The sequence below is a fragment of the Breoghania sp. genome (assembly GCF_030066895.1).
Classification (GTDB): Bacteria; Pseudomonadota; Alphaproteobacteria; order Rhizobiales; family Stappiaceae; genus Breoghania.
This window is the reverse complement of the sequence record NZ_JASJAV010000001.1, coordinates 181,675-201,163: the sequence shown is the minus strand read 5'-3', so window position 1 is coordinate 201,163 and position 19,489 is coordinate 181,675. Positions and strand designations below refer to the sequence as shown.

Here is a 19,489-nt window from a genome sequence, read left to right as displayed (position 1 = left end):
CTCGTGTAGCGAGCTATAGGCGCCGAGATCGATGGCGAATTTCGAGCGCGGCGCGCTTGCCGCCGCCGTTCCGGTCGTTGCCCTCTTGCCGATACTGATCGGATCGGAGGCTTGCCACGATGCCGCCCGCGACGCGGTGCGTTGCGTCTGGCGGCCATAGTCCCCGGCATATCGCCACGGGCGCCTCGCGGGCAGGTGACGTCTTGGCGGCGGGCTTGTCGCCGCTCTCGATCATCGCCAACCGGTCCGACATGATGTCGTTTTGCCGCCGCAGCGCTTCCGCGGAACGGCGCAACGCTACGATTGCATGACGCAGCGTATCGATCTCCGCCTCAAAGCGTCCCGGCTTGATCCTGTCGACGGGGCTCGGATTGGAGAAGACGCCGAATTCCGTCGTCGGGCGTCGGTTGCCGGTGCCGATCGACGCGGTCGTCTCCACGTCGCCCGCATCGGGCAGGACGAGTGCTGCATATTGATCGCTGAAGGGATCGGGAGCACGGTTCTGATAGGCGCTGACGGCGACGAGAAGAGACATGGTTGCCGCAAAACCCCAGCCCACAAGCATGACGCCCGAACGCAAACGGGCGCCACCCTTCAGAAGCTCCTGGATCATGGGCGGTTTCTTCAGCACAAATCTATTCCGCTCGTGATTACCGAATCTCCGGCACGCACTAGTTTCTATCTAAGAACGTTTCATTAACCTTAACAAGCTGGGAAGATATTGTAGTCGGGGATGGTTTCCTCTGCGGGTCACCTATTTCCCTTTTACGGGCAATCTGCTACGTCCACGCGCAATGGGCGCATGAAGCGTGCCAGAACTTATCGAGAGTCCGATGAACGACCGATCCTGCCTAGCCGTTATTCTTGCCGCGGGGCTCGGCACACGTATGAAATCCGCCATGCCAAAGGTCATGCACTCCGTCGGCGGGCGACCGATGCTGGGTCATGTCCTCGATACCGCGACACGTGCAGGATCGGACCGCATCGCGGTCGTTGTTGGGCCGGGCATGAAATCAGTGGAAGACCTTGTCAAAGCCGGTCATTCCGCCTCCCAATGCTTCGTTCAGCAGGAGCGTGCCGGCACCGCCCATGCCGTTCTGGCCGCCCTTGGCGCCCTGGAGATCCCGGCTGACGACGTGATCGTCCTTTATGGCGACACCCCGCTCGTCACCCCGGAGGCCATCGAAACGGTGCGCCGGGCGCTGGCGGAAGGCGCTGATGTGGCGGTCCTTGGGTTCGAGGCGGGGGATCCGACCGGGTACGGTCGACTGCTGGTTGAAGACGGTCGCCTCATGGCGATCCGCGAGGAGAAGGATGCCGACGAGCAGGAGCGGCGGGTTACCTTCTGCAATTCCGGCATCATGGGCTTTCGCGGCGCGTTGTTGCCGGAACTGCTCGATGTCATCGGCAACGACAACGCCAAGGGCGAGTTCTATCTGACCGATGCGGTGGAGATCGCGGGCGCGCGCGGGCTGTCGGTTGTCGCGAAGACCGGCCCGGCCGTGGATGTTCTCGGTGTCAACGACCGCGTTCAACTTGCTGAATGCGAAGCTGTTTTTCAGGCTCGCATGCGCCGCAAGGCGATGCTGTTCGGCGTGACGCTGGTGGCGCCGGAGACGGTCTTCTTCTCCCATGACACCAAGCTTGGGGCGGATGTCGTCGTTGAGCCGAATGTGGTATTCGGGCCGGGCGTGACCGTTTCCGACGGCGCGATCATCCATGCGTTCTCGCATCTGGAAGGGGCTTTCGTGGATGCGGGGGCGAATATCGGTTCCTATGCCCGGCTGCGGCCCGGTGCGGAGATCGGCGAGGGCGCGAAGGTCGGCAACTTCGTCGAGATCAAGAAGGCGACGGTGGAGCCGGGCGCCAAGGTCAATCACCTCAGCTATATCGGCGATGCGCGGGTCGGCGCGAAAGCGAATATCGGCGCGGGCACGATCACCTGCAATTACGATGGATACGACAAGTTCTTCACCGATATCGGCGAAGGGGCTTTCATCGGCTCCAACTCGGCGCTCGTTGCTCCGGTCTCCGTTGGCAAGGGCGCGCTCGTGGCGGCGGGAAGCGTGATTGTGAAGGATGTTCCCGACGATGCGCTTGCTCTGGCGCGCGGCCAGCAGGCGATCAAGGAAGGGCGGGCGGCCTCCATTCGCGCCATCAAGGAAAAGACCCGCTCGAAAGGTTGAGCGGGGTTGAGAGCGTGACGCCAGGGCCTCGTCGGTCTGCGTACTGGGCGAGCCATAAACTGTAATTCTCTGCAATAGCATTTGATTTCCCGTATGGCGGGCTCATCCGATACAGGAGTGCCCGGGGAGCATTTATGCGTGAGGACTGTCCATGTGCGGCATAATCGGAATTCTGGGTCGGGAGCCGGTGGCTCCGCAGCTTGTCGATGCGCTGAAGCGGCTGGAATACCGCGGCTATGATTCTGCCGGTGTCGCCACGCTGGAAGACGGGGTCCTGACCCGTCGCCGGGCGGAGGGAAAGCTGCGCAATCTGGAAGGTCGGCTGGAGAACGAGTCGTTGTCGGGTCATTCCGGCATCGGCCACACGCGCTGGGCAACCCACGGCGCACCGACGGGAACCAATGCGCACCCGCATGTCGGACCTGGCGTTGCCGTCGTTCACAATGGAATCATCGAGAATTTCCGGGAGTTGCGGGCGGAACTGACCGCGGACGGCGCTGTCTTTGCGACCGAAACGGATACCGAGGTCGTCTCCCAGCTCATCGGCGCTCTTCTCAAGAAGGGCGCATCTCCCGCCGAGGCGGTTGTGCAGACCCTGAGCCGTCTGGAAGGGGCGTTCGCGCTGGCAATCCTGTTCGAGGGCGAGGAGGATCTGCTGATCGGTGCGCGGCGCGGCAGTCCGCTTGCCGTTGGCTATGGCGACGGCGAGATGTATCTGGGCTCCGATGCGATCGCGCTTGCCCCGTTCACCAACCGCATCGCCTATCTGGACGATGGCGACTGGGTCTTGATGTCGCGCGAGGGCGCTACGATCCGCGACGAGACCGGGATGGTGGTCGAGCGGACGATCCAGACATCGGCGGCTTCCGCCGCGATGGTGGACAAGGGCAACTACCGCCACTTCATGGCCAAGGAGATCCACGAGCAGCCGGACGTCGTGGCCCGCACGCTTGCGCATTATCTCGATCTCAATGCCATGGCTGCAAAGACGCCGAAGGACTTGCCTTTCGATTTCAGCGGGCTGCAGCGGGTCGTGATCACCGCCTGCGGCACGGCCTACTATGCCGGGCTCGTTGCGAAATACTGGTTCGAGCGGTTGGCGCGTCTGCCGGTCGATATCGATGTGGCCTCGGAATTCCGCTATCGCGAAGCCCCGCTCGATGCGGGCGGGCTGGCGCTGTTCATCTCGCAGTCGGGTGAAACGGCCGACACGCTCGCCTCTCTTCGCTATTGCCGGGGCGAGAAGCAGCATATCGGCGCCGTGGTCAACGTGCAGGAATCGACCATCGCACGCGAGTCGGACGTGATCTTCCCGGCGATCGCCGGTCCGGAAATCGGCGTTGCCTCGACGAAGGCGTTCACCTGTCAGCTTTCGGTCTTGGCGAGCCTTGCGGTCGCCGCAGGGCGGCAGCGGGGTGTTCTGTCGGGCGATGATGAGGAACGGCTGGTGCGCGCTCTTACCGAGGCGCCGCGCTTCATGGTCGAGGCGCTGAAGCTTGAGCCTCAGATCGAACGTCTGGCCCGCAATCTCTCCAAGGCGTCCGACATCCTTTATCTCGGTCGCGGCTCTTCCTATCCGCTGGCGATGGAAGGCGCTTTGAAGTTGAAGGAGATTTCCTACATTCACGCAGAAGGCTATGCGGCGGGCGAACTGAAACACGGGCCCATCGCCTTGATCGACGAGACTATGCCGGTCATCGTCATCGTGCCCTACGACAAGGTCTTCGAGAAGACTGCGTCCAACATGCAGGAAGTGGCGGCGCGCGGCGGTCGGATCATCCTGATCACGGATCAGAAGGGGGCGGCGACTGCCTGCGTGGATACGCTGGAGACGCTAGTCATGCCCGACATGCCTGCCACCATCGCACCGATGGTCTATTCGATACCCATCCAGCTTCTGGCCTATCACACGGCAGTCTTCATGGGCACGGATGTGGATCAGCCGCGCAACCTGGCGAAGTCGGTGACGGTGGAATAAGCTGCGCACGAGCGTGAGGCGGCGTCATTTCGGTGCCGCCCGTTCGTATGGTTTTAAAAAATCGTTGGTTATGACGTCAGGGGAGAGAGTTATTCTTCTGTATCGGCGCGCCGAAGCAGATATTATTCACCGGCATCGGCATCCTATCGCACCACGGTCGGATCCCGGCTCGGGGGGCTGGGATCAACGAGAGGTAGACGCGCCCATGAAACGGCTGCGCACGTATTTTCTCACCGGTCTCGTCATTGCGGGCCCGATCGGTATCACGCTTTATCTGAGCTGGTCGCTGATCCAATGGATCGACGGCTGGGTGAAGCCGCTTCTGCCGGTCCACTACAATCCGGATACCTATCTGCCGTTCCCCGTTCCCGGCGTCGGACTGTTCGTCTCCATCGCCATGCTGATCCTGGTCGGGTTTCTCACCGCCAATATCGCTGGACGCACGCTTCTGGGCTACGGAGAGCGGATCCTCGGCCGCATGCCGCTGGTGCGCAATCTCTACAGCGGCCTGAAGCAGATCTTCGAGACCGCGCTGTCGGAAAGCGGCACCAGTTTCAAGCATGCCGGTATCATCGAGTATCCGCGCCAGGGCCTGTGGGCGATCGTCTTCCTCGCCACCGATACCGAGGGCGAGGTTGCGGCGAAGCTCGAGGAGCATGACGACGACATGCTCTCCGTCTTCCTGCCGACGACGCCGAACCCGACCTCGGGCTTTCTGCTGTTCGTTCCGCGCAATGAAGTGGTCCTGCTGGACATGACGGTGGAAGAGGCGGCCAAGCTCGTCATTTCCGCCGGTCTCGTCACTCCGCCTTACAAGCCGGGGGCAAAGGCTCTGCCGGAACCGATCAAGGTGGAAAAGCCACCGCTGAAGGAACCTGCCGAAATCGACGGCTAGGCGGTTCGGGGCGGAGCACGGCCGTGGTCGTTGGAGATTTGGCCAGCGCGATTTCCTGTCTTGATTGGTAAGGGGAACGTTTTGCCCGTTGCTGTCATCCCCGCGAAGGCGGGGAACCAGTACTCCGTGACGCCCGCATTTGTATTCGGTCGGCGAAATCCAGTGATTACTGGATCCCCGCCTTCGCGGGGATGACAATGGTGCGTGTGGAGCGATCCTTTCGCCCCCCACACGCTTCCCTCTGCCGAACCTGCGAGACCTCACCCGGCTCTGAGCAACCGGATCGCCTCGTCGCGACCGAAAATGTAGAGCAGCACCCGCAGGGCCTGACCGCGCGGGCCGATGAGATCCGGATCGTTGGCGAGGATGAGGCGTGCATCGGCGCGGGCCGTTTCCATCAGTCCGCCATGCGTCTCGATCTGCGCGATACGGAAGCCCGGCAGGCCGCTTTGGCGGGTGCCGAGGATTTCTCCTTCGCCGCGAAGCCTCAGATCCTCTTCCGCGATCAGAAAGCCGTCATTGATCTCGCGCATGATGGTGAGCCGGGCCTTGGCGGTTTCGCCGAGCGGTCCCTTGTAAAGCAGCAGGCAGGTCGATTGCTTGTCGCCGCGTCCCACGCGCCCGCGCAACTGGTGGAGCTGCGCCAGCCCGAAACGTTCCGCATGCTCGATGACGATGATGTTGGCATCGGAGACGTCGACGCCCACTTCGATCACCGTGGTGGCAACCAGAATGCGGGTGCGTCCGTCCTTGAAATCCTGCATGGCGGCGTCCTTTTCCGCCGCGCTCATGCGCCCGTGCACGAGGTTCACCTGATCGCCGAAAACCTGTTTCAGCGTGGCGTATCGCTCCTCGGCAGCGGTGAGTTCGATGACATCGGATTCTTCCACCAAGGGGCAGACCCAATAGACCTTCTGCTTGCTCGTGAGAGCTCGTTTCAACCCGTCCACCACATCGCTCAACCGGTCGAGTGAGATCGATCGCGTCTCGATCGGCAGACGACCGGCGGGTTTGTCGGGGAGCTGGGAGACCTCCATGTCGCCGAAATAGGTGAGGACCAGCGTGCGCGGGATCGGGGTTGCGGTCATCACCAGCACGTCGACCCCGTGTCCCTTGCTCTGCAACGCAAGTCGCTGGTGAACGCCGAACCGGTGCTGTTCGTCGACAACCGCGAGCGCGAGGTCCTTGAACTCGATGCCTGCCTGAAAGAGTGCGTGGGTGCCGACGAGAATGTCGATCTCGCCGGATTCGAGTCCTTCCAGAATGGCGCGCCGCTCCGCGGGCTTCGCCTTGCCTGTGAGGAGGGCGGCCTTGATGCCTGCCGCCTCGCACAGGGGGTCGATGGCGCGCAGGTGCTGGCGGGCGAGCAATTCAGTCGGCGCCATCATTGCCGCCTGGCCGCCCGCTTCCACGACGCCCGCCATAGCGATGAGCGCCACGACCGTCTTGCCCGCGCCCACATCGCCCTGAACGAGGCGCAGCATCCGCGTGGGGGCTGCGAGGTCGCCTTCGATATCGGCGATCGCCTGCGTCTGGCCGGGGGTGAGTTCGAAGGGCAGGGCAGCGAGGATTTTCGCTTTCAGCGCGCCGCTGGCCTGTCTCGCGACACCGGCGGTCTTGCGCATGTGCGAGCGAACCATGGTGAGCGCGAGCTGGCTTGCCAGATATTCGTCATAGGCCAGTCGGGCGACGTTGGGGCTCGCCGGATCGATGTCCTTGGGATCCTCCGGTCGGTGAACGGTCCTGAGCGCCTCGTCGAAATCCGACCAGTGTTCGCGCGCCAGATGGGCTTCATCCAGCCATTCCGGCAGGACGGGCAGCAGGTCGAGCGCCGCGGTGATCGCCTTTTGCAGCGTCTTCGGCGAGAGCCCGGCCGTCATCGGATAGACGGGCTCGATCAGCGGCATTTCGGCAAAGGCTTCCTCGTCGACCATATGGTCGGGATGAATCATCTGCGGACGGCCGTTGAACCATTCCACCTTGCCGCTGACATAGCGCGTCTCGCCGACGGGTAGCGTCTTTTCCAGCCAGTCGCGCCGCGCATGGAAGAACACGAGCTGGATTTCTCCAGTGTCGTCGTTAGCATAGACCTTGTAGGGCGCACGCGAGGAGGTGGGGGCGGCCTGATGGTGGTCGATCAGCACCTTCAGCGTGACGATGGCGCCTTCCGGCGCTCCGGCGATTCCCGGTTGCCGTCGCCGGTCGATAATCGAATGCGGCAGGTGAAACAGCAGATCTCCGACCCGGACCTCGCGCTCGTTGACGCCCAACAGCCCTTTCAGGAGCTTTTCCACCTTCGGACCTATTCCGGTGAGGGTGGTTGCTTCGGCAAACAGGGGATCGAGCAGGGGCGGGCGCATGGTTTTCCGGTCGCATGACGATGGATGCGTGCATTTGGCATGTCCGGACGGGGTTCGGCAATGCCGCCCGACGCCGGCTTTGCATCGGGGCCAGTGATGGAGGCTTTGACGGGGGCGCTGACACGGCGCGTTCTGCCCGTTATACAGGCGCAGCAAACCGCAGACCGTGTCCGGGATCGTCTCCCGTCCTGTACTGCGGTGTCTGTCTCGCGAGAAAAGAGGTAGTCCCATGTCCGGATTGAACCGGTCGAGCGACGGATTGGATTCGCGTCGCAAACGCATCCTGTTTCGCAGTTGGCACCGTGGCACCAAGGAGATGGACTTGTTGCTGGGCGGATATGTCGAGGCGCATATCGCGGATCTGCAGGATGACGAACTGGATCGGCTCGAGCATCTGATGGACGCTGAGGACGCGGACCTGCTGGACTGGCTGACTGGCCGCAAACCGGCGCCCGCCGAATACGATACGGACATTTTCCGCGCCGTATACGAATTCCACGGCGGCGACATTACGCCGAACTGAATAGACGTTTCGAGGAATAGAGGCCTTCATGTTCAAGGCGCTGAAGCGGCTCTTCGCCGCCCATGATGCGGTGACGCTGTCGGCGGTGCCGAATGGCGCCGAGGCGCTGGTGCTGGCGGATCTCGCCAGGGAGCACAAGGGCGTCCCGGCGCTGGTCTATGTCGCGCGCGACGGTCAGCGCATGCAGATGGTGGCCGATGGGCTCAGTTTTTTCTGCCGGGACGTGGAGGTGCTGCAGCTTCCCGCATGGGATTGCCTGCCCTATGACCGCGTCTCCCCCAATAGCGGCGTCGTCGCGCGTCGCCTGAACGTGCTCGCAGCGCTTGCGCGCGCCAAGGCGCATGATCGTCCGCTCGTGCTGATGACGACTGTGAACGCCGCCGTGCAGCGCATGCCGACGCGCGAATGGATGATATCGCATGCCTGGTCGGCGGCGCCCGGCAATCGCATCGACATGGGCGAACTCGTCAAGTCTCTGGAACTCAACGGCTTCCTGCGCACACCGACCGTGTGTGAGATCGGCGAATATGCCGTGCGCGGCGGTATCCTCGATCTCTTCGCACCGGGGACGGAACTCCCCGTGCGGCTCGATTTCTTCGGCGATACGCTGGAATCGATCCGCACCTTCGATCCCGAGACACAGCGCACCGTCGCCCAGATGAAGCATCTCGACATAGTGCCAATGAGCGAGGTGGTGATGTCGGACGAGGCCATCTCCCGTTTCCGACGCAACTACGTGGCCGAATTCGGGACTGCGACCCGCGATGACATGCTCTACCAATCGATCAGTGAAGGTCGGCGCTATGCGGGTATGGAACACTGGATGCCGCTCTTCCACGAAGAGACGGAAACGCTGTTCGACTATATCGGCGGTGCTCCCATCGTGTTCGATCCGCTGGTGGAGGACGCCGTATCCGAGCGTCTCGACCAGATCCGTGATCATTTCGAGGCCCGCCGCGAGGCGACGGATCGCGAGGCCGGATCGGGCGTCGTGCCCTACAAGCCGATCGCACCGTGCAATCTCTATCTGACGCAGAACGGCTGGAAGGAGGCGGTCACCGCCTGCACCACGGCGCGCTTCAGCCCGTTCTCCATGCCCGAGGGCCAGGGCGAGGCGGTCGATCTCGGCGGACGGCAGGAGCGCAACTTTGCGGGCGAACGCGCCGCCGGTGACGTCAACGTCTTCGATGCGCTTATCCAACATATCTCGGCGCTTCGCAAGGACAGCAAGCGCGTCGTCATCGCGTGCTGGAGCGAGGGCTCGCGTGATCGTCTGGGGCAGGTGTTGTCCGATCACGGGCTGGAGCGGCTGGCGCCCGTCGAATCGTTAGGCGGCGTTTCGGCTTTGCCGCAGGGCATGGTCGCGCTCGTCGTGCTCGGTCTTGAGACCGGTTTCGAGATCGAGAAGCTCGCCGTCATCGGTGAACAGGACATCCTTGGCGACCGGCTGGTGCGCCAGCGCAAGCGCTCCAAGAAGGCCTCCGATTTCCTCACCGAGATTTCGAGCCTTTTCGAAGGCGATCTCGTCGTCCACGTGGATCACGGTATCGGTCGGTTCGTCGGGCTGGAGACGATCGATGCGGCGGGCGCGCCGCATGATTGTCTGGAACTGCAATATTGCGACGGCGACAAGCTCTATCTGCCAGTTGAAAACCTGGAGCTTCTGACCCGCTACGGGTCGGACGAGATGGACGCCCGGCTTGACCGGCTGGGCGGCGGGGCTTGGCAGGCGCGCAAGGCGCGCATGAAGCAGCGCATCCGCGAGATCGCCGACGGTCTGATCAAGACGGCGGCCGCGCGTGCGCTGCGCACCGCGCCAGTGATCGACATTCCCGACGGGGTCTACGACGAATTCGCCGCCCGTTTCCCGTATGAGGAGACGGAGGATCAGCTCATTTCCATCGAGGCCGTGTTCGACGATCTCGCCTCTGGGCGACCGATGGATCGTCTGGTGTGCGGCGATGTGGGCTTCGGCAAGACGGAAGTGGCGCTGCGCGCGGCCTTCCTCGTTGCCATGTCGGGTCGACAGGTGGCCGTCGTGGTTCCCACCACGCTACTTGCCCGCCAACACTACAAGACCTTCTGCGAGCGCTTCCAGGGCTTGCCGGTGCGCATTGCCCAGGCCTCGCGCATGGTCGGGCCGAAGGCGCTGGCGCAAACCAAGAAGGAAGCAGCCGACGGATCTGCCGATATCGTCATCGGCACCCATGCGCTTCTCGGCAAGTCCATCGCTTTCAAGCATCTGGGGCTGCTGATCATCGACGAGGAGCAGCATTTCGGCGTCAAGCATAAGGAGCGGCTGAAGGAGCTTCGCGCCGATGTGCACGTGCTGACGCTCTCGGCAACGCCCATTCCGCGCACCATGCAGATGGCGCTGACGGGCGTGCGCGGCCTGTCGCTGATCGCCACGCCGCCGGTCGACCGGCTTGCCGTGCGCACCTTCGTCTCGCCCTTCGATCCGGTGATCGTGCGCGAGATGCTGCTGCGCGAGCACTATCGCGGCGGCCAGTCCTTCTATGTCGTGCCGCGCATTTCGGATCTTGTCGAACAACGCGAGTTCCTGGCCGATACGGTGCTGGAAGTGAAGGTGGCGGTCGCCCACGGCCAGATGCCGCCGGGCGAACTCGACGACATCATGAACGCCTTCTATGACGGCAAGTACGACGTGCTTTTGTCGACGACGATCGTGGAATCGGGCCTCGATATCCCGACGGCCAACACGCTCATCGTCCATCGTGCGGACATGTTCGGTCTGGCCCAGCTCTATCAGATCCGCGGCCGCGTCGGTCGATCCAAGACGCGCGCCTATGCGCTCTTCAACGTGCCCGCCAACAAGAAGCTGACGGCTCAGGCGGAACGCCGGTTGAAGGTGCTGCAGTCGCTGGAGCCGCTGGGGGCGGGCTTCCAGCTTGCCAGCCACGATCTCGACATTCGAGGGGCGGGCAATCTGCTCGGCGAGGAGCAGTCCGGCCAAATCAAAGAAGTCGGCTTCGAGCTCTATCAGCAGATGCTGGAAGAGGCGGTTGCGCAGCTGCGTGAGGGCGACGATGCGGTCGGCGAGGATCACTGGTCGCCGCAGATCAATGTCGGCACGCCCGTGATGATCCCGGACGGCTATGTGGCCGACCTGCAGCTTCGCCTCGATCTCTACCGGCGTCTGGCCGATATCAGCGATCCGCAGGAAATCGATTCCTTCGGCGCGGAGATGATCGACCGTTTCGGTCCGCTGCCTGAGGAGGTCGAGCACCTTCTGAAGATCGTCTTCATCAAGGGGCTCTGCCGTCAGGCGAACGTGGAAAAGATCGACGCCGGTCCGAAGGGCGTGGTCATCGGCTTCCGCAACAACGAGTTCTTCAACCCGGCGGGGCTCGTCGGCTACATCACCGAGCAGGGTGTTCTGGCGAAAATCCGCCCCGACCAGAAAGTCGTGCTGGTGCGCGACTGGAACAGCGCCGAGGAGCGCCTAAAGGGCGTGGCCGTGGTGCTGACGAAGCTGGTGCGGTTGGCGGAAAAGGGGCAGGCTGCGGCTTGAGGGGGGCGTTTCGATGGGGGGCTTTGGGCGTTTTTAGCCGATCCTTCGAGACGGTCGCTTGCGCGACCTCCTCGAAGGATCGGCTCAACGTCATATACCCGGCTTAGAGCCCCCTTACTCCGACGCCGCCTCGTATTCCCCGGAAAGTTCCAGCCAGCTCTCTTCCATCTCCGCCAGCGCCTTTTCGGTATCCAAGCGCTTCTTGGCGAGCTGCGTCGCCTTGGTCGGATCCTTCACATAGAGATCCGGATCGGCGAGCTTCTCGTCGAGGCGCTTCAGCTTGCTCTGGTGCTTTTCCATCAGCTTTTCGGCCGTCTGGATCTTCTTGCGCAACGGAGCAAGCTGAGCGCTGTGGTTGGCGGTCTCGCGGCGGCGTTCCTGGGCTGAGGCCTGCTTTTCCGTCTCCTTCGGCGCGGATTTCTCTTCCTTGCCCGTCTGAAGGATCAGACGCCGGTAATCCTCCATGTCCGTCATAGGGGGAGACGGTGCCGTCGGCGACGAGCCACAGGCGATCGGCACACGCTTCCACCAGATGCCGGTCGTGTGAGATCAGTACCACCGCCCGGGAGAAATCGTTGAGCGCATGAACGAGCGCTTCGCGGCTGTCGATATCCAAACGGTTCGTCGGCTCATCGAGGAGCAGCAGGTCGGGCTCGGAGAACAGCACCGCGGCGAGCGCCACGCGCATGCGCCAGCCGCCCGAAAAGGCTGAGCACGGCTGGCGTTGCGCTTCCGCGTTGAAGCCGAGGCCGTAGAGAATCGCGCCTGCGCGCGCTTCGGCCGAATGGGCGTCGATATCGGCAAGGCGGGTGTGGATTTCCGCGATGCGGTTCGGATCGCGCGCCGTCTCCACCTCCTCCAGAAGCGAGGCGCGCTCGGTGTCGGCGGCAAGAACCACGTCGATAAGGCTTGTTTCCGAGCCCGGCGCTTCCTGCGCGACCTGGCCGATGCGGGCCTGTCGACGGATCGTGATGGAGCCGGATTCGGCCGCGATATCGCCGTTGATCAGCTTGAACAGCGAGGTCTTGCCCTATCCGTTACGCCCCACGAGCCCCACCTTCGCGCCGTCGGGGATGACGGCGGTGGCGTTGTCGAGAAGCGTGCGTCCGGCAATGCGGTAGGTGAGGTCGTTGACATGCAGCATGGTGGGGAACGTTTGGCGAAGGTCGGCGCCGGATGCAAGGGCAAAGGTTGAGGAAAAGGATGAAAGGCAAAAGCTGACGAAATGGGCGCAACATGCTCACCATTTCTGCACCGCCCACACTGTTCGGCTATTTGCCGTTACGGAACTATCTCATGCTTTGAACCGGCAAAAGCGTCCGCAAAACGGGTGCGCCACCAGAGGGGTACTTCACATGTGCGTTCCCGGATGTATGGAGACGGTTCACAAGAGCTTGTCGCGGCGTGGCTTTTTCAAGGGGACGGCGGCCGTCGGCATGGCGAGCTTTCAGGCTTTCGCGCCGCCGCGCCCGGCGCAAGCGGCTCCGGCGAGCTTTTCGAAGGTCGTTGATCTGACCCACCCGCTCGTTGAGGGCTTCCCGACCTTCTTCGGTCCCCCGCAACTCGAACTGGAAAAGATGTTCGGCTTCGAAAAGAACGGCTTCAACGTCAACAAGTGGCATCTGGTCGAGTATACCGGGACCCACATGGATTCGCCGTTGCACTTTTCCGCCGACGGCAATTCCGCGGCCGATGTGCCGACCTACCAGCTTGTCGTTCCTCTCGCGGTCATCGACGTGAAGGCGAAGACTGCGGAAAACGTCGATTATCAGGTTACGCCTGAGGATCTGGAGGAGTGGGAGGCGGCCAACGGCACGCTGCCGGAAGGCGGGTGTATCGCCATGAATTCCGGTTGGGGCCAATACGCGACCTCCGACAAGTTCCGCAACGCCGATGCGGACGGCAAGATGCATTTTCCGTGATTCGGCATCGAGGCGGCGAAGCTGGCAATGGAGCGCGGGCTCGTCGGGCTTGGCGTGGATACGTTGTCGCTCGACCACGGCCTCTCGCCGGATTTTGCGACCCACTACGCCTGGTTGCCTTCCGGGCGCTGGGGCATGGAGGCGATGGCCAATCTCGATGAGGTGCCCGCCGCCGGTGCGACGCTCGTCGTCGCTGCGCCGAAGATCGTCGGTGCATCGGGCGGTCCGAGCCGTCTGTTCGCGCTGGTTTAGGAAACCCAAGAGGTGAGGGCGGGGGCTTTCCCCGCTCTCTCGCTCTCTTACCCGCCCGTTACGCTCATATGGCGGGAGACGGCGGGGGCCTTGCGGTCGCGGTCGATGATGAAATCGTGGCCCTTGGGCTTGCGGCCGATGGCTTCATCAATGGCGCGGCTGACCAGTTCGTCGCCCTCCGAGGCCTGCAGCGGGGCTCTAAGGTCGGCGAAATCGTCCTGGCCCAGGCACACGTATAGCATTCCCGTGCACGTGATGCGCACGCGGTTGCAGCTTTCGCAGAAATTGTGCGTCATCGGCGTGATGAAGCCGAGCCGTCCGCCGGTCTCCTCCACTTTCACGTAGTGGGCCGGGCCGCCTGTCTTGTAGGGGATGTCAGTCAGCGTGTAGTGCTCGGCGAGCGTGGCGCGCACCTGGGACAACGGCAGATACTGGTCGGTCCGATCGCCCTCGATATCGCCGAGCAGCATGGGGTCTCGATCAGCGTCATGTCGTGGCCCTCGCGGTGGGCCCATTCGATCATCTTGGGGATTTCCTGCTCGTTGATGCCCTTCAGCGCCACGGCGTTGAGCTTGACCTGAAGTCCGGCGCGCTTGGCGGCGTCGAGCTCGGCCATCACCTTGTCGAAATCGCTCCAGCGGGTGATGCGCTTGAACTTGTCGGGATCGAGCGTGTCAATGGAGATGTTGATGCGGCGCACGCCCGCGTCATAGAGCTCGTCGGCGAAGCGGTAGAGCTGCGAGCCGTTGGTGGTGACGGTGATTTCGTCCAGCGCGCCGGAATCAAGATGGCGCGAGAGCGAGCGAAACAGGCTCATGATGTTCTTGCGAACGAGAGGTTCGCCGCCCGTCAGCCGGAGCTTGCGCACTCCCTTGGCGATGAAGGCGGAACAGAGCCGGTCGAGTTCCTCCAAACTGGAACTTCCTTTTTCGGCAGGAAGGTCATGTTCTCGGCCATGCAGTAGACGCAGCGAAAGTCGCAGCGGTCGGTAATCGACACGCGCAGATATGTGACACTCCTGCCGAACGGATCGGTCAGCAGGGGCTGATGCAGCCCTGTGAGGCCCCTCGCATCATCCACGGGTTTATTCGTCCTTAAGGGGATCGTCCATGATCTGTCGCGCCTCCGGTTCACTCTTGCCGGCCGGTCCCTTAGCGGTCCCCGACGCGAACCTGTCGTCAATCTCAAAGGTAGATGAACGAAACTGCACGTCAATGCGATCCTCGTCACTTGGTAGCCGGGATCTTGCCAAGACGTACCACGGGCCTATGGTCCCGCGGCAACGACGTGTCACGAATGCTGATATCGGAGACGGGATTTTGAACGCGAAAGCCTGGCCCAGCGAATTGCGGGTTTCCAAGGACAAGAAGACACTGACGGTACGCTTTACGGAGGGCGGGGAATTCCGGCTCCCGGCGGAATTTCTGCGCGTTCTGTCACCATCGGCCGAAGTGCAGGGGCACTCGCCCGATCAGAAGCAGACCGTCCACGGCAAGCGCAAGGTGGAGATCATGCAGGTCGAGCCGGTCGGCAATTACGCCGTCAAGATTGTTTTCGACGACATGCACTATACTGGCATCTATTCCTGGGACTACCTGATGAAGCTCGGCCGGGAACAGGATGACCTGTGGAACGGCTATCTGGCCGAGCTTGAGGAAAAGGGACTGACGCGCGACCGCTGAGCGCGCGTTACGTCATGCCTGCGCCGCTGGCACGCTGGTAGACGACGAGATCCAGGCTCGGCGCCTCTCCGGTTATTTCCGTCAGCAGACAATGCGCCTGGCCCCGGTGATGGATCTGGTGGTTGAAGAAATGTATGAGCACGGGCGTCAGCGGTTGCGTGACCTCGTCCGGGATTATCATCCTGTGATAGGTGAACGGAGCGGCAAGGGCTTCCTCGTTGAGCCCGTTGATATAGGCGATGATCCAGTCGTCCTCCGCAGCTCGGGCGCGAGCAAGATCGGCGATGTCGTCCAGCAGGATCTCGTCAAGTGCTTTCGGCTGTGGGCCTTCCCCGGTGAACCGCCGCATCCAGATGCGATCGCCGACGAGCAGATGGTTCAGCGTGCCGTTGAGAGAGCCTAAGAACGCGCCTCGGTGTTCGTGGTATTGCTCCCGTGTCAACGCGCCGGCCGCCTTGTAGAGACGTTCGTTGGCCCATCGATTGTAGCCCGCAAGCATTGCAAATATTGCTTTCATGGCTGATCCTCCCGCCAGATAGAGGAACCAACTCTAGGATTGCGTCAGTGCGATGCAAAGAGACGATGCCAGGGAGGGGAAATGCCGGTTATCCTTTACAATCTCTGCGGGGCTGACGAACACCAGCATTTTTCGCCCTATTGCTGGCGGATCAAGATGGCGCTCGCCCACAAGGAGCTGAGCTGGGAGGAACGGCCGACGCCCTTTACCAAGGTGCGCGAAGTCGCAGGCGGCGTGTCCGCCATGGTGCCGGTCGTTGAGGATGACGGCTACACGATCTCCGACAGCTGGGATATCGCCAATTACCTGGAAGAGACCTACCCGACCCGATCGTCCCTGTTCGGAGGGGAGGCGGGGCGTGCGCTGTCCCGGTTTGTGGAAAGCTGGGTTATACATCCGTGAACACCAAGCTGGCCCATCTGGTGATCAAGGACATCCACGATATCCTGTCGCCCGTCGATCAGGCCTATTTCCGCGAAACTCGCGAAAAGCGGCTCGGGCAGACGCTGGAGGAACTGCACGAAACCCGCTACGAGCGGCTGGAAGCCTTCCGGCTTTCACTTCAGCCGATGCGACAGATGCTCCGGTTCCAGCCTTTCATCGGCCGGGAAGGCCCACTCTTTGCCGATTACGTGCTGTTTGGCACGCTGCAATGGCCGCGCGTTGCGAGCGATTTCCAACTTCTTGAGACGGGAGATCCGGTGACAGACTGGTTCGAGCGTTGTCTCGATCTGCACAATCACCTGGGGCGCAACCAGCCGGCGGCGGCGTGAGGACGAGAGTCTTCGTCACCAAACCGTCGTATCGCTTCCTCTTGCGGCCCCGACGGAGCCTCTGTACCTGTATAGGAACCGCGACAGTTTCGGCGCCCTTAAGCGGGCGCCGCTTTCGCATCCGAACACAGAAATTACGGGGAAATGAAAATGGCCATCGAACGCACTTTCTCGATGATCAAGCCGGACGCCACCAAGCGCAACATGACGGGCAAGATCATCGACCGCCTGGAAAGCGCCGGTCTCCGCGTCGTTGCGCAGAAGCGCGTGTGGATGTCTCTGCGCGAGGCGGAAGGCTTCTATGCCGAGCACAAGGAACGTCCCTTCTTCGGTGAGCTGACCGAATTCATGTCCTCCAGCCCGACCATCGTGCAGGTTCTGGAAGGCGAGAACGCCATCGCCAAGAACCGCCAGATCATGGGTGCCACCAACCCGGCCGAAGCCGCCGAGGGCACCATCCGCAAGGATTTCGCCAATTCCATCGGCGAGAACTCCGTGCACGGCTCCGACGCTCCCGAGAACGCCAAGCGCGAGATCTCCTACTGGTTCTCCGAGACCGAGATCGTCGGCTGAAGCTGACAGATCTTCTTAACGGAAATCGCGAAAGGGCCGCCCTTCAAGGCGGTTCTTTTGTTTTTGGGAGTGCCTTCGGCTGCTTCGCAGAAGTTGCCGTCCCTTGACTTCGCGTCCTTGTCCGCGAACATGTGCCCGCAAGGAGAAAGCCGACCATGAACAAGCCCGTCGATACGCTCATCCGTCCCTCCGCCTGCCCGCATGATTGTCCGTCCACCTGTGCACTGGAAGTCGAAGTGCTGGGGCCGGATCGCATCGGCCGCATTCGCGGGGCGGCGGACAATGCCTATACGGACGGGGTGATCTGCGCCAAGGTCGCGCGCTATGCCGAGCGGGCTCACCATCCCGGCCGTTTGCTGAAGCCAATGTGCCGGATCGGCGCCAAGGGGGAGGCGCGGTTTGAGGAAATCTCCTGGGACGATGCGCTCGACGAGGTCGCGGAAGCCTTCCTCAAGGCGGAACAGCGTTTCGGGGCGCAGTCCGTGTGGCCCTATCACTATGCGGGCACGATAGGGCAGGTGCAGCGCGATAGCATCCATCGCTTGCGCCACGTGAAGAGCTATTCGCGCCAGTTCGACACGATCTGCACCAATGCGTCGTGGACGGGCTATGCGGCGGGCACCGGTCGGATCTCCGGGGCGGACCCGCGCGAGATGGCCAAGTCCGACTGCATCGTCATGTGGGGGACGAATGCGGTTACGACCCAGGTCAACGTGATGACGCACGCCGTCAAGGCGCGCAAGGAACACGGCACGAAGATCGTCGCCATCAACGTCTCTATCGCAACGAGACGGTCCGGCAGGCGGATATCGGGCTGGTGTTGAGGCCCGGCACGGATGCGGCCCTGGCATGCGCCGTCATGCACGTGGCATTCCGCGACGGTTATGCGGACTGGGCGTACATGGAAAAGTACGCCGATTGCCCGGCTGAACTGGAAGCGCATCTGGCAACCCGCACGCCGGAGTGGGCGGCCGCGATCACCGGATTGAGTGTGGAGGAGATCGAGGCGTTTGCAAAGCTCGTCGGAGAGACGAAGCGGATCTAATTTCCGCCTCGGCTACGGCTTTTCGCGCAGCCGCAACGGCACGGGTTCCATGCATGCGGTTGCTTCAATTCCTGTCGTGACCGGAGCCTGGCAGTACGAGAGCGGCAGCGCGCTGCATTCCAACGGCGGCATCTTCATCTTCGACAAGACCATGATCGAGGGCAACGATGTGGTCGATTCGGCCACGCGCCGTCTCGACCAGTCGCGCATCGGTGCGATCCTGATGGGCGAGGAGGAGACGTTGTTCGGCGGGCCGCAGGTCGCTGCGATGCTCATCCAGAACACTAATCCGCTCTCCATCTGTCCTGAGCAGGACAAGGTGCGGGCAGGGTTTGCGCGCGAGGATCTGTTCACCTGCGTCCACGAGCAGTTTATGAGCGAGATGGCGGCGATGGCCGACATATCGTGCTTCCGGAAACGACCTTTCTGGAGCATGACGACGTCTACAAGGGCGACGGCCACCAGTACATCGTGTTCGGCCCGAAGCTGATCGAGGGGCCGGGCGAGACGCGGGAAAACATCTTCGTCGTCAACGAGCTGATGAAGCGGTTGGGTGTTGATCACCCAGGCAACACCATGAGCGCGCGCGATCATATCGACTGGATGCTGAAGGCGTCGGGCTTCGGAGATCTGGAAATGCTGGAACGCGAGCGCTGGATCGATGTCCAGCCGGATTTCGAGACCTTGCACTTCCTCAACGGTTTCGGCCATGCCGACGGCAAGTACCATTTCAGGCCCGACTGGACGGCAACGCCTGCCGACAATAACGGCGCCATGGGCCCGTGGACGACCTTGCCCTCCCTGCCGGATTATTGGGAGGCAATCGAGACGGCGGACGAGGCCCATCCCTTCCGGCTGGTGACGGCGCCTGCGCGCTCCTTCCTCAATTCCACCTTCAACGCCACGCCGGGGTCGGTGAAGAAGGAGGGGCGGCCTGAGGTGATGGTGCATCCGGACGACGCGGCGGGGCTCGGGATCGCTGCTGGCGATCTCGTCGCGATGGGGAACAAGCGCGGCGAGGTGCGGCTCCATGTGCGCACTTTCGATGGCGTGAAGCGCGGCGTCGTGATTTCGGAAGGGATCTGGGCGAATGTGACCTTCGTCGATGGCAAGGGCATCAATACGCTGACCGGAGCCGATCCGGTGGTCCCTTACGGCGGTGCCGCCTTCCACGACAACCGTGTCTGGTTGCGCAAGGCGTAAGGCCTGTCGGCGAACCGGTCGGGCTGGCATTCCCACGGCCGGTGTGCT

12 protein-coding genes and 4 pseudogenes are annotated in these 19,489 nt (G+C 62.5%); 11 read left to right on the top strand and 5 right to left on the bottom strand.

The features are described from left to right. Positions 1-13 precede the first annotated feature (13 nt). On the bottom strand, positions 14-613 hold the full coding sequence (locus QNJ43_RS01060) for a hypothetical protein (protein WP_300466669.1): 600 nt from the start codon (positions 611-613) through the stop codon (positions 14-16). Between the two features lie 220 nt (positions 614-833). Here QNJ43_RS01060 and glmU point away from each other — a divergent pair, with 220 nt between their 5' ends. The 3 genes from glmU to QNJ43_RS01045 all read left to right on the top strand — a co-directional run bounded on the left by glmU (position 834) and on the right by QNJ43_RS01045 (position 5,059). Continuing rightward, entirely contained in the window at positions 834-2,186 is a 1,353-nt protein-coding gene (gene glmU / locus QNJ43_RS01055) for a bifunctional UDP-N-acetylglucosamine diphosphorylase/glucosamine-1-phosphate N-acetyltransferase GlmU (protein WP_300466668.1), read from the top strand. A gap of 151 nt (positions 2,187-2,337) precedes the next feature. Next, entirely contained in the window at positions 2,338-4,164 is a 1,827-nt protein-coding gene (gene glmS, locus QNJ43_RS01050) for a glutamine--fructose-6-phosphate transaminase (isomerizing) (protein WP_300466667.1), read from the top strand. A 205-nt stretch (positions 4,165-4,369) separates the two neighbouring features. After that, complete coding sequence (locus QNJ43_RS01045) at positions 4,370-5,059, top strand: DUF502 domain-containing protein (protein ID WP_300466666.1); 690 nt, start codon at positions 4,370-4,372, stop codon at positions 5,057-5,059. Positions 5,060-5,319: 260 nt separating this feature from the next. On the opposite strand, the gene recG is transcribed toward QNJ43_RS01045, so the two are convergent. Then, positions 5,320-7,419, bottom strand: coding sequence for an ATP-dependent DNA helicase RecG (gene recG / locus QNJ43_RS01040; RefSeq protein ID WP_300466664.1), 2,100 nt, complete (start codon positions 7,417-7,419; stop codon positions 5,320-5,322). Between the two features lie 229 nt (positions 7,420-7,648). Between recG and QNJ43_RS01035 the strand changes: the two genes are divergently transcribed. Both QNJ43_RS01035 and mfd read left to right on the top strand, forming a co-directional pair. Continuing rightward, on the top strand, positions 7,649-7,942 hold the full coding sequence (locus QNJ43_RS01035; protein WP_300466662.1) for a succinate dehydrogenase assembly factor 2: 294 nt from the start codon (positions 7,649-7,651) through the stop codon (positions 7,940-7,942). 28 nt (positions 7,943-7,970) lie between these two features. Continuing rightward, complete coding sequence (mfd, locus tag QNJ43_RS01030; protein WP_300466660.1) at positions 7,971-11,474, top strand: transcription-repair coupling factor; 3,504 nt, start codon at positions 7,971-7,973, stop codon at positions 11,472-11,474. Positions 11,475-11,588: 114 nt separating this feature from the next. On the opposite strand, the pseudogene QNJ43_RS01025 reads toward mfd, so the two are convergent. Then, positions 11,589-12,618: pseudogene (locus QNJ43_RS01025) on the bottom strand (ATP-binding cassette domain-containing protein). Positions 12,619-12,829: 211 nt separating this feature from the next. Here QNJ43_RS01025 and QNJ43_RS01020 point away from each other — a divergent pair. Together QNJ43_RS01020 and QNJ43_RS26550 are read left to right on the top strand one after the other, a co-directional pair. Then, positions 12,830-13,396 (top strand): cyclase family protein, encoded by a 567-nt coding sequence (locus QNJ43_RS01020; protein ID WP_346432799.1) that lies wholly within the window; start codon positions 12,830-12,832, stop codon positions 13,394-13,396. Positions 13,397-13,423: 27 nt separating this feature from the next. After that, the gene (locus QNJ43_RS26550; RefSeq protein ID WP_346432798.1) at positions 13,424-13,648 is read left to right on the top strand and encodes a hypothetical protein; all 225 of its coding nucleotides are present in this window, start codon (positions 13,424-13,426) and stop codon (positions 13,646-13,648) included. A gap of 47 nt (positions 13,649-13,695) precedes the next feature. Here the strand turns inward: QNJ43_RS26550 and moaA are convergent. After that, a pseudogene (gene moaA / locus QNJ43_RS01015) lies at positions 13,696-14,728 on the bottom strand (GTP 3',8-cyclase MoaA). Positions 14,729-14,916: 188 nt separating this feature from the next. Here moaA and QNJ43_RS01010 point away from each other — a divergent pair. After that, positions 14,917-15,330, top strand: coding sequence for a DUF971 domain-containing protein (locus QNJ43_RS01010; RefSeq protein ID WP_300466658.1), 414 nt, complete (start codon positions 14,917-14,919; stop codon positions 15,328-15,330). Between the two features lie 7 nt (positions 15,331-15,337). Here the strand turns inward: QNJ43_RS01010 and QNJ43_RS01005 are convergent, their stop codons facing one another. After that, positions 15,338-15,847, bottom strand: a complete 510-nt coding sequence (locus QNJ43_RS01005) for a DinB family protein (protein WP_300466656.1) — start codon at positions 15,845-15,847, stop codon at positions 15,338-15,340. An 81-nt stretch (positions 15,848-15,928) separates the two neighbouring features. On the opposite strand from QNJ43_RS01005, the pseudogene QNJ43_RS01000 reads away from it, so the two are divergent. From QNJ43_RS01000 to QNJ43_RS00990, 3 genes and pseudogenes are all read left to right on the top strand, one after another. Continuing rightward, positions 15,929-16,620 (top strand): annotated as a pseudogene (locus QNJ43_RS01000) (glutathione S-transferase family protein). A gap of 150 nt (positions 16,621-16,770) precedes the next feature. Further along, positions 16,771-17,193 (top strand): nucleoside-diphosphate kinase, encoded by a 423-nt coding sequence (gene ndk, locus QNJ43_RS00995; protein ID WP_300467266.1) that lies wholly within the window; start codon positions 16,771-16,773, stop codon positions 17,191-17,193. Between the two features lie 155 nt (positions 17,194-17,348). After that, positions 17,349-19,441 (top strand): annotated as a pseudogene (locus tag QNJ43_RS00990) (molybdopterin oxidoreductase family protein). Positions 19,442-19,489: the final 48 nt, after the last annotated feature.

What these genes read in the sequence shown, in the direction of transcription:
- QNJ43_RS01060 (WP_300466669.1), bottom strand. Translation starts at nt 613, where the DNA reads ATGATCCAGGAGCTTCTGAAGGGTGGCGCCCGTTTGCGTTCGGGCGTC.
- glmU (WP_300466668.1), top strand. Translation starts at nt 834, where the DNA reads ATGAACGACCGATCCTGCCTAGCCGTTATTCTTGCCGCGGGGCTCGGC.
- glmS (WP_300466667.1), top strand. Translation starts at nt 2,338, where the DNA reads ATGTGCGGCATAATCGGAATTCTGGGTCGGGAGCCGGTGGCTCCGCAG.
- QNJ43_RS01045 (WP_300466666.1), top strand. Translation starts at nt 4,370, where the DNA reads ATGAAACGGCTGCGCACGTATTTTCTCACCGGTCTCGTCATTGCGGGC.
- recG (WP_300466664.1), bottom strand. Translation starts at nt 7,419, where the DNA reads ATGCGCCCGCCCCTGCTCGATCCCCTGTTTGCCGAAGCAACCACCCTC.
- QNJ43_RS01035 (WP_300466662.1), top strand. Translation starts at nt 7,649, where the DNA reads ATGTCCGGATTGAACCGGTCGAGCGACGGATTGGATTCGCGTCGCAAA.
- mfd (WP_300466660.1), top strand. Translation starts at nt 7,971, where the DNA reads ATGTTCAAGGCGCTGAAGCGGCTCTTCGCCGCCCATGATGCGGTGACG.
- QNJ43_RS01020 (WP_346432799.1), top strand. Translation starts at nt 12,830, where the DNA reads ATGTGCGTTCCCGGATGTATGGAGACGGTTCACAAGAGCTTGTCGCGG.
- QNJ43_RS26550 (WP_346432798.1), top strand. Translation starts at nt 13,424, where the DNA reads ATGGAGCGCGGGCTCGTCGGGCTTGGCGTGGATACGTTGTCGCTCGAC.
- QNJ43_RS01010 (WP_300466658.1), top strand. Translation starts at nt 14,917, where the DNA reads ATGGTCCCGCGGCAACGACGTGTCACGAATGCTGATATCGGAGACGGG.
- QNJ43_RS01005 (WP_300466656.1), bottom strand. Translation starts at nt 15,847, where the DNA reads ATGAAAGCAATATTTGCAATGCTTGCGGGCTACAATCGATGGGCCAAC.
- ndk (WP_300467266.1), top strand. Translation starts at nt 16,771, where the DNA reads ATGGCCATCGAACGCACTTTCTCGATGATCAAGCCGGACGCCACCAAG.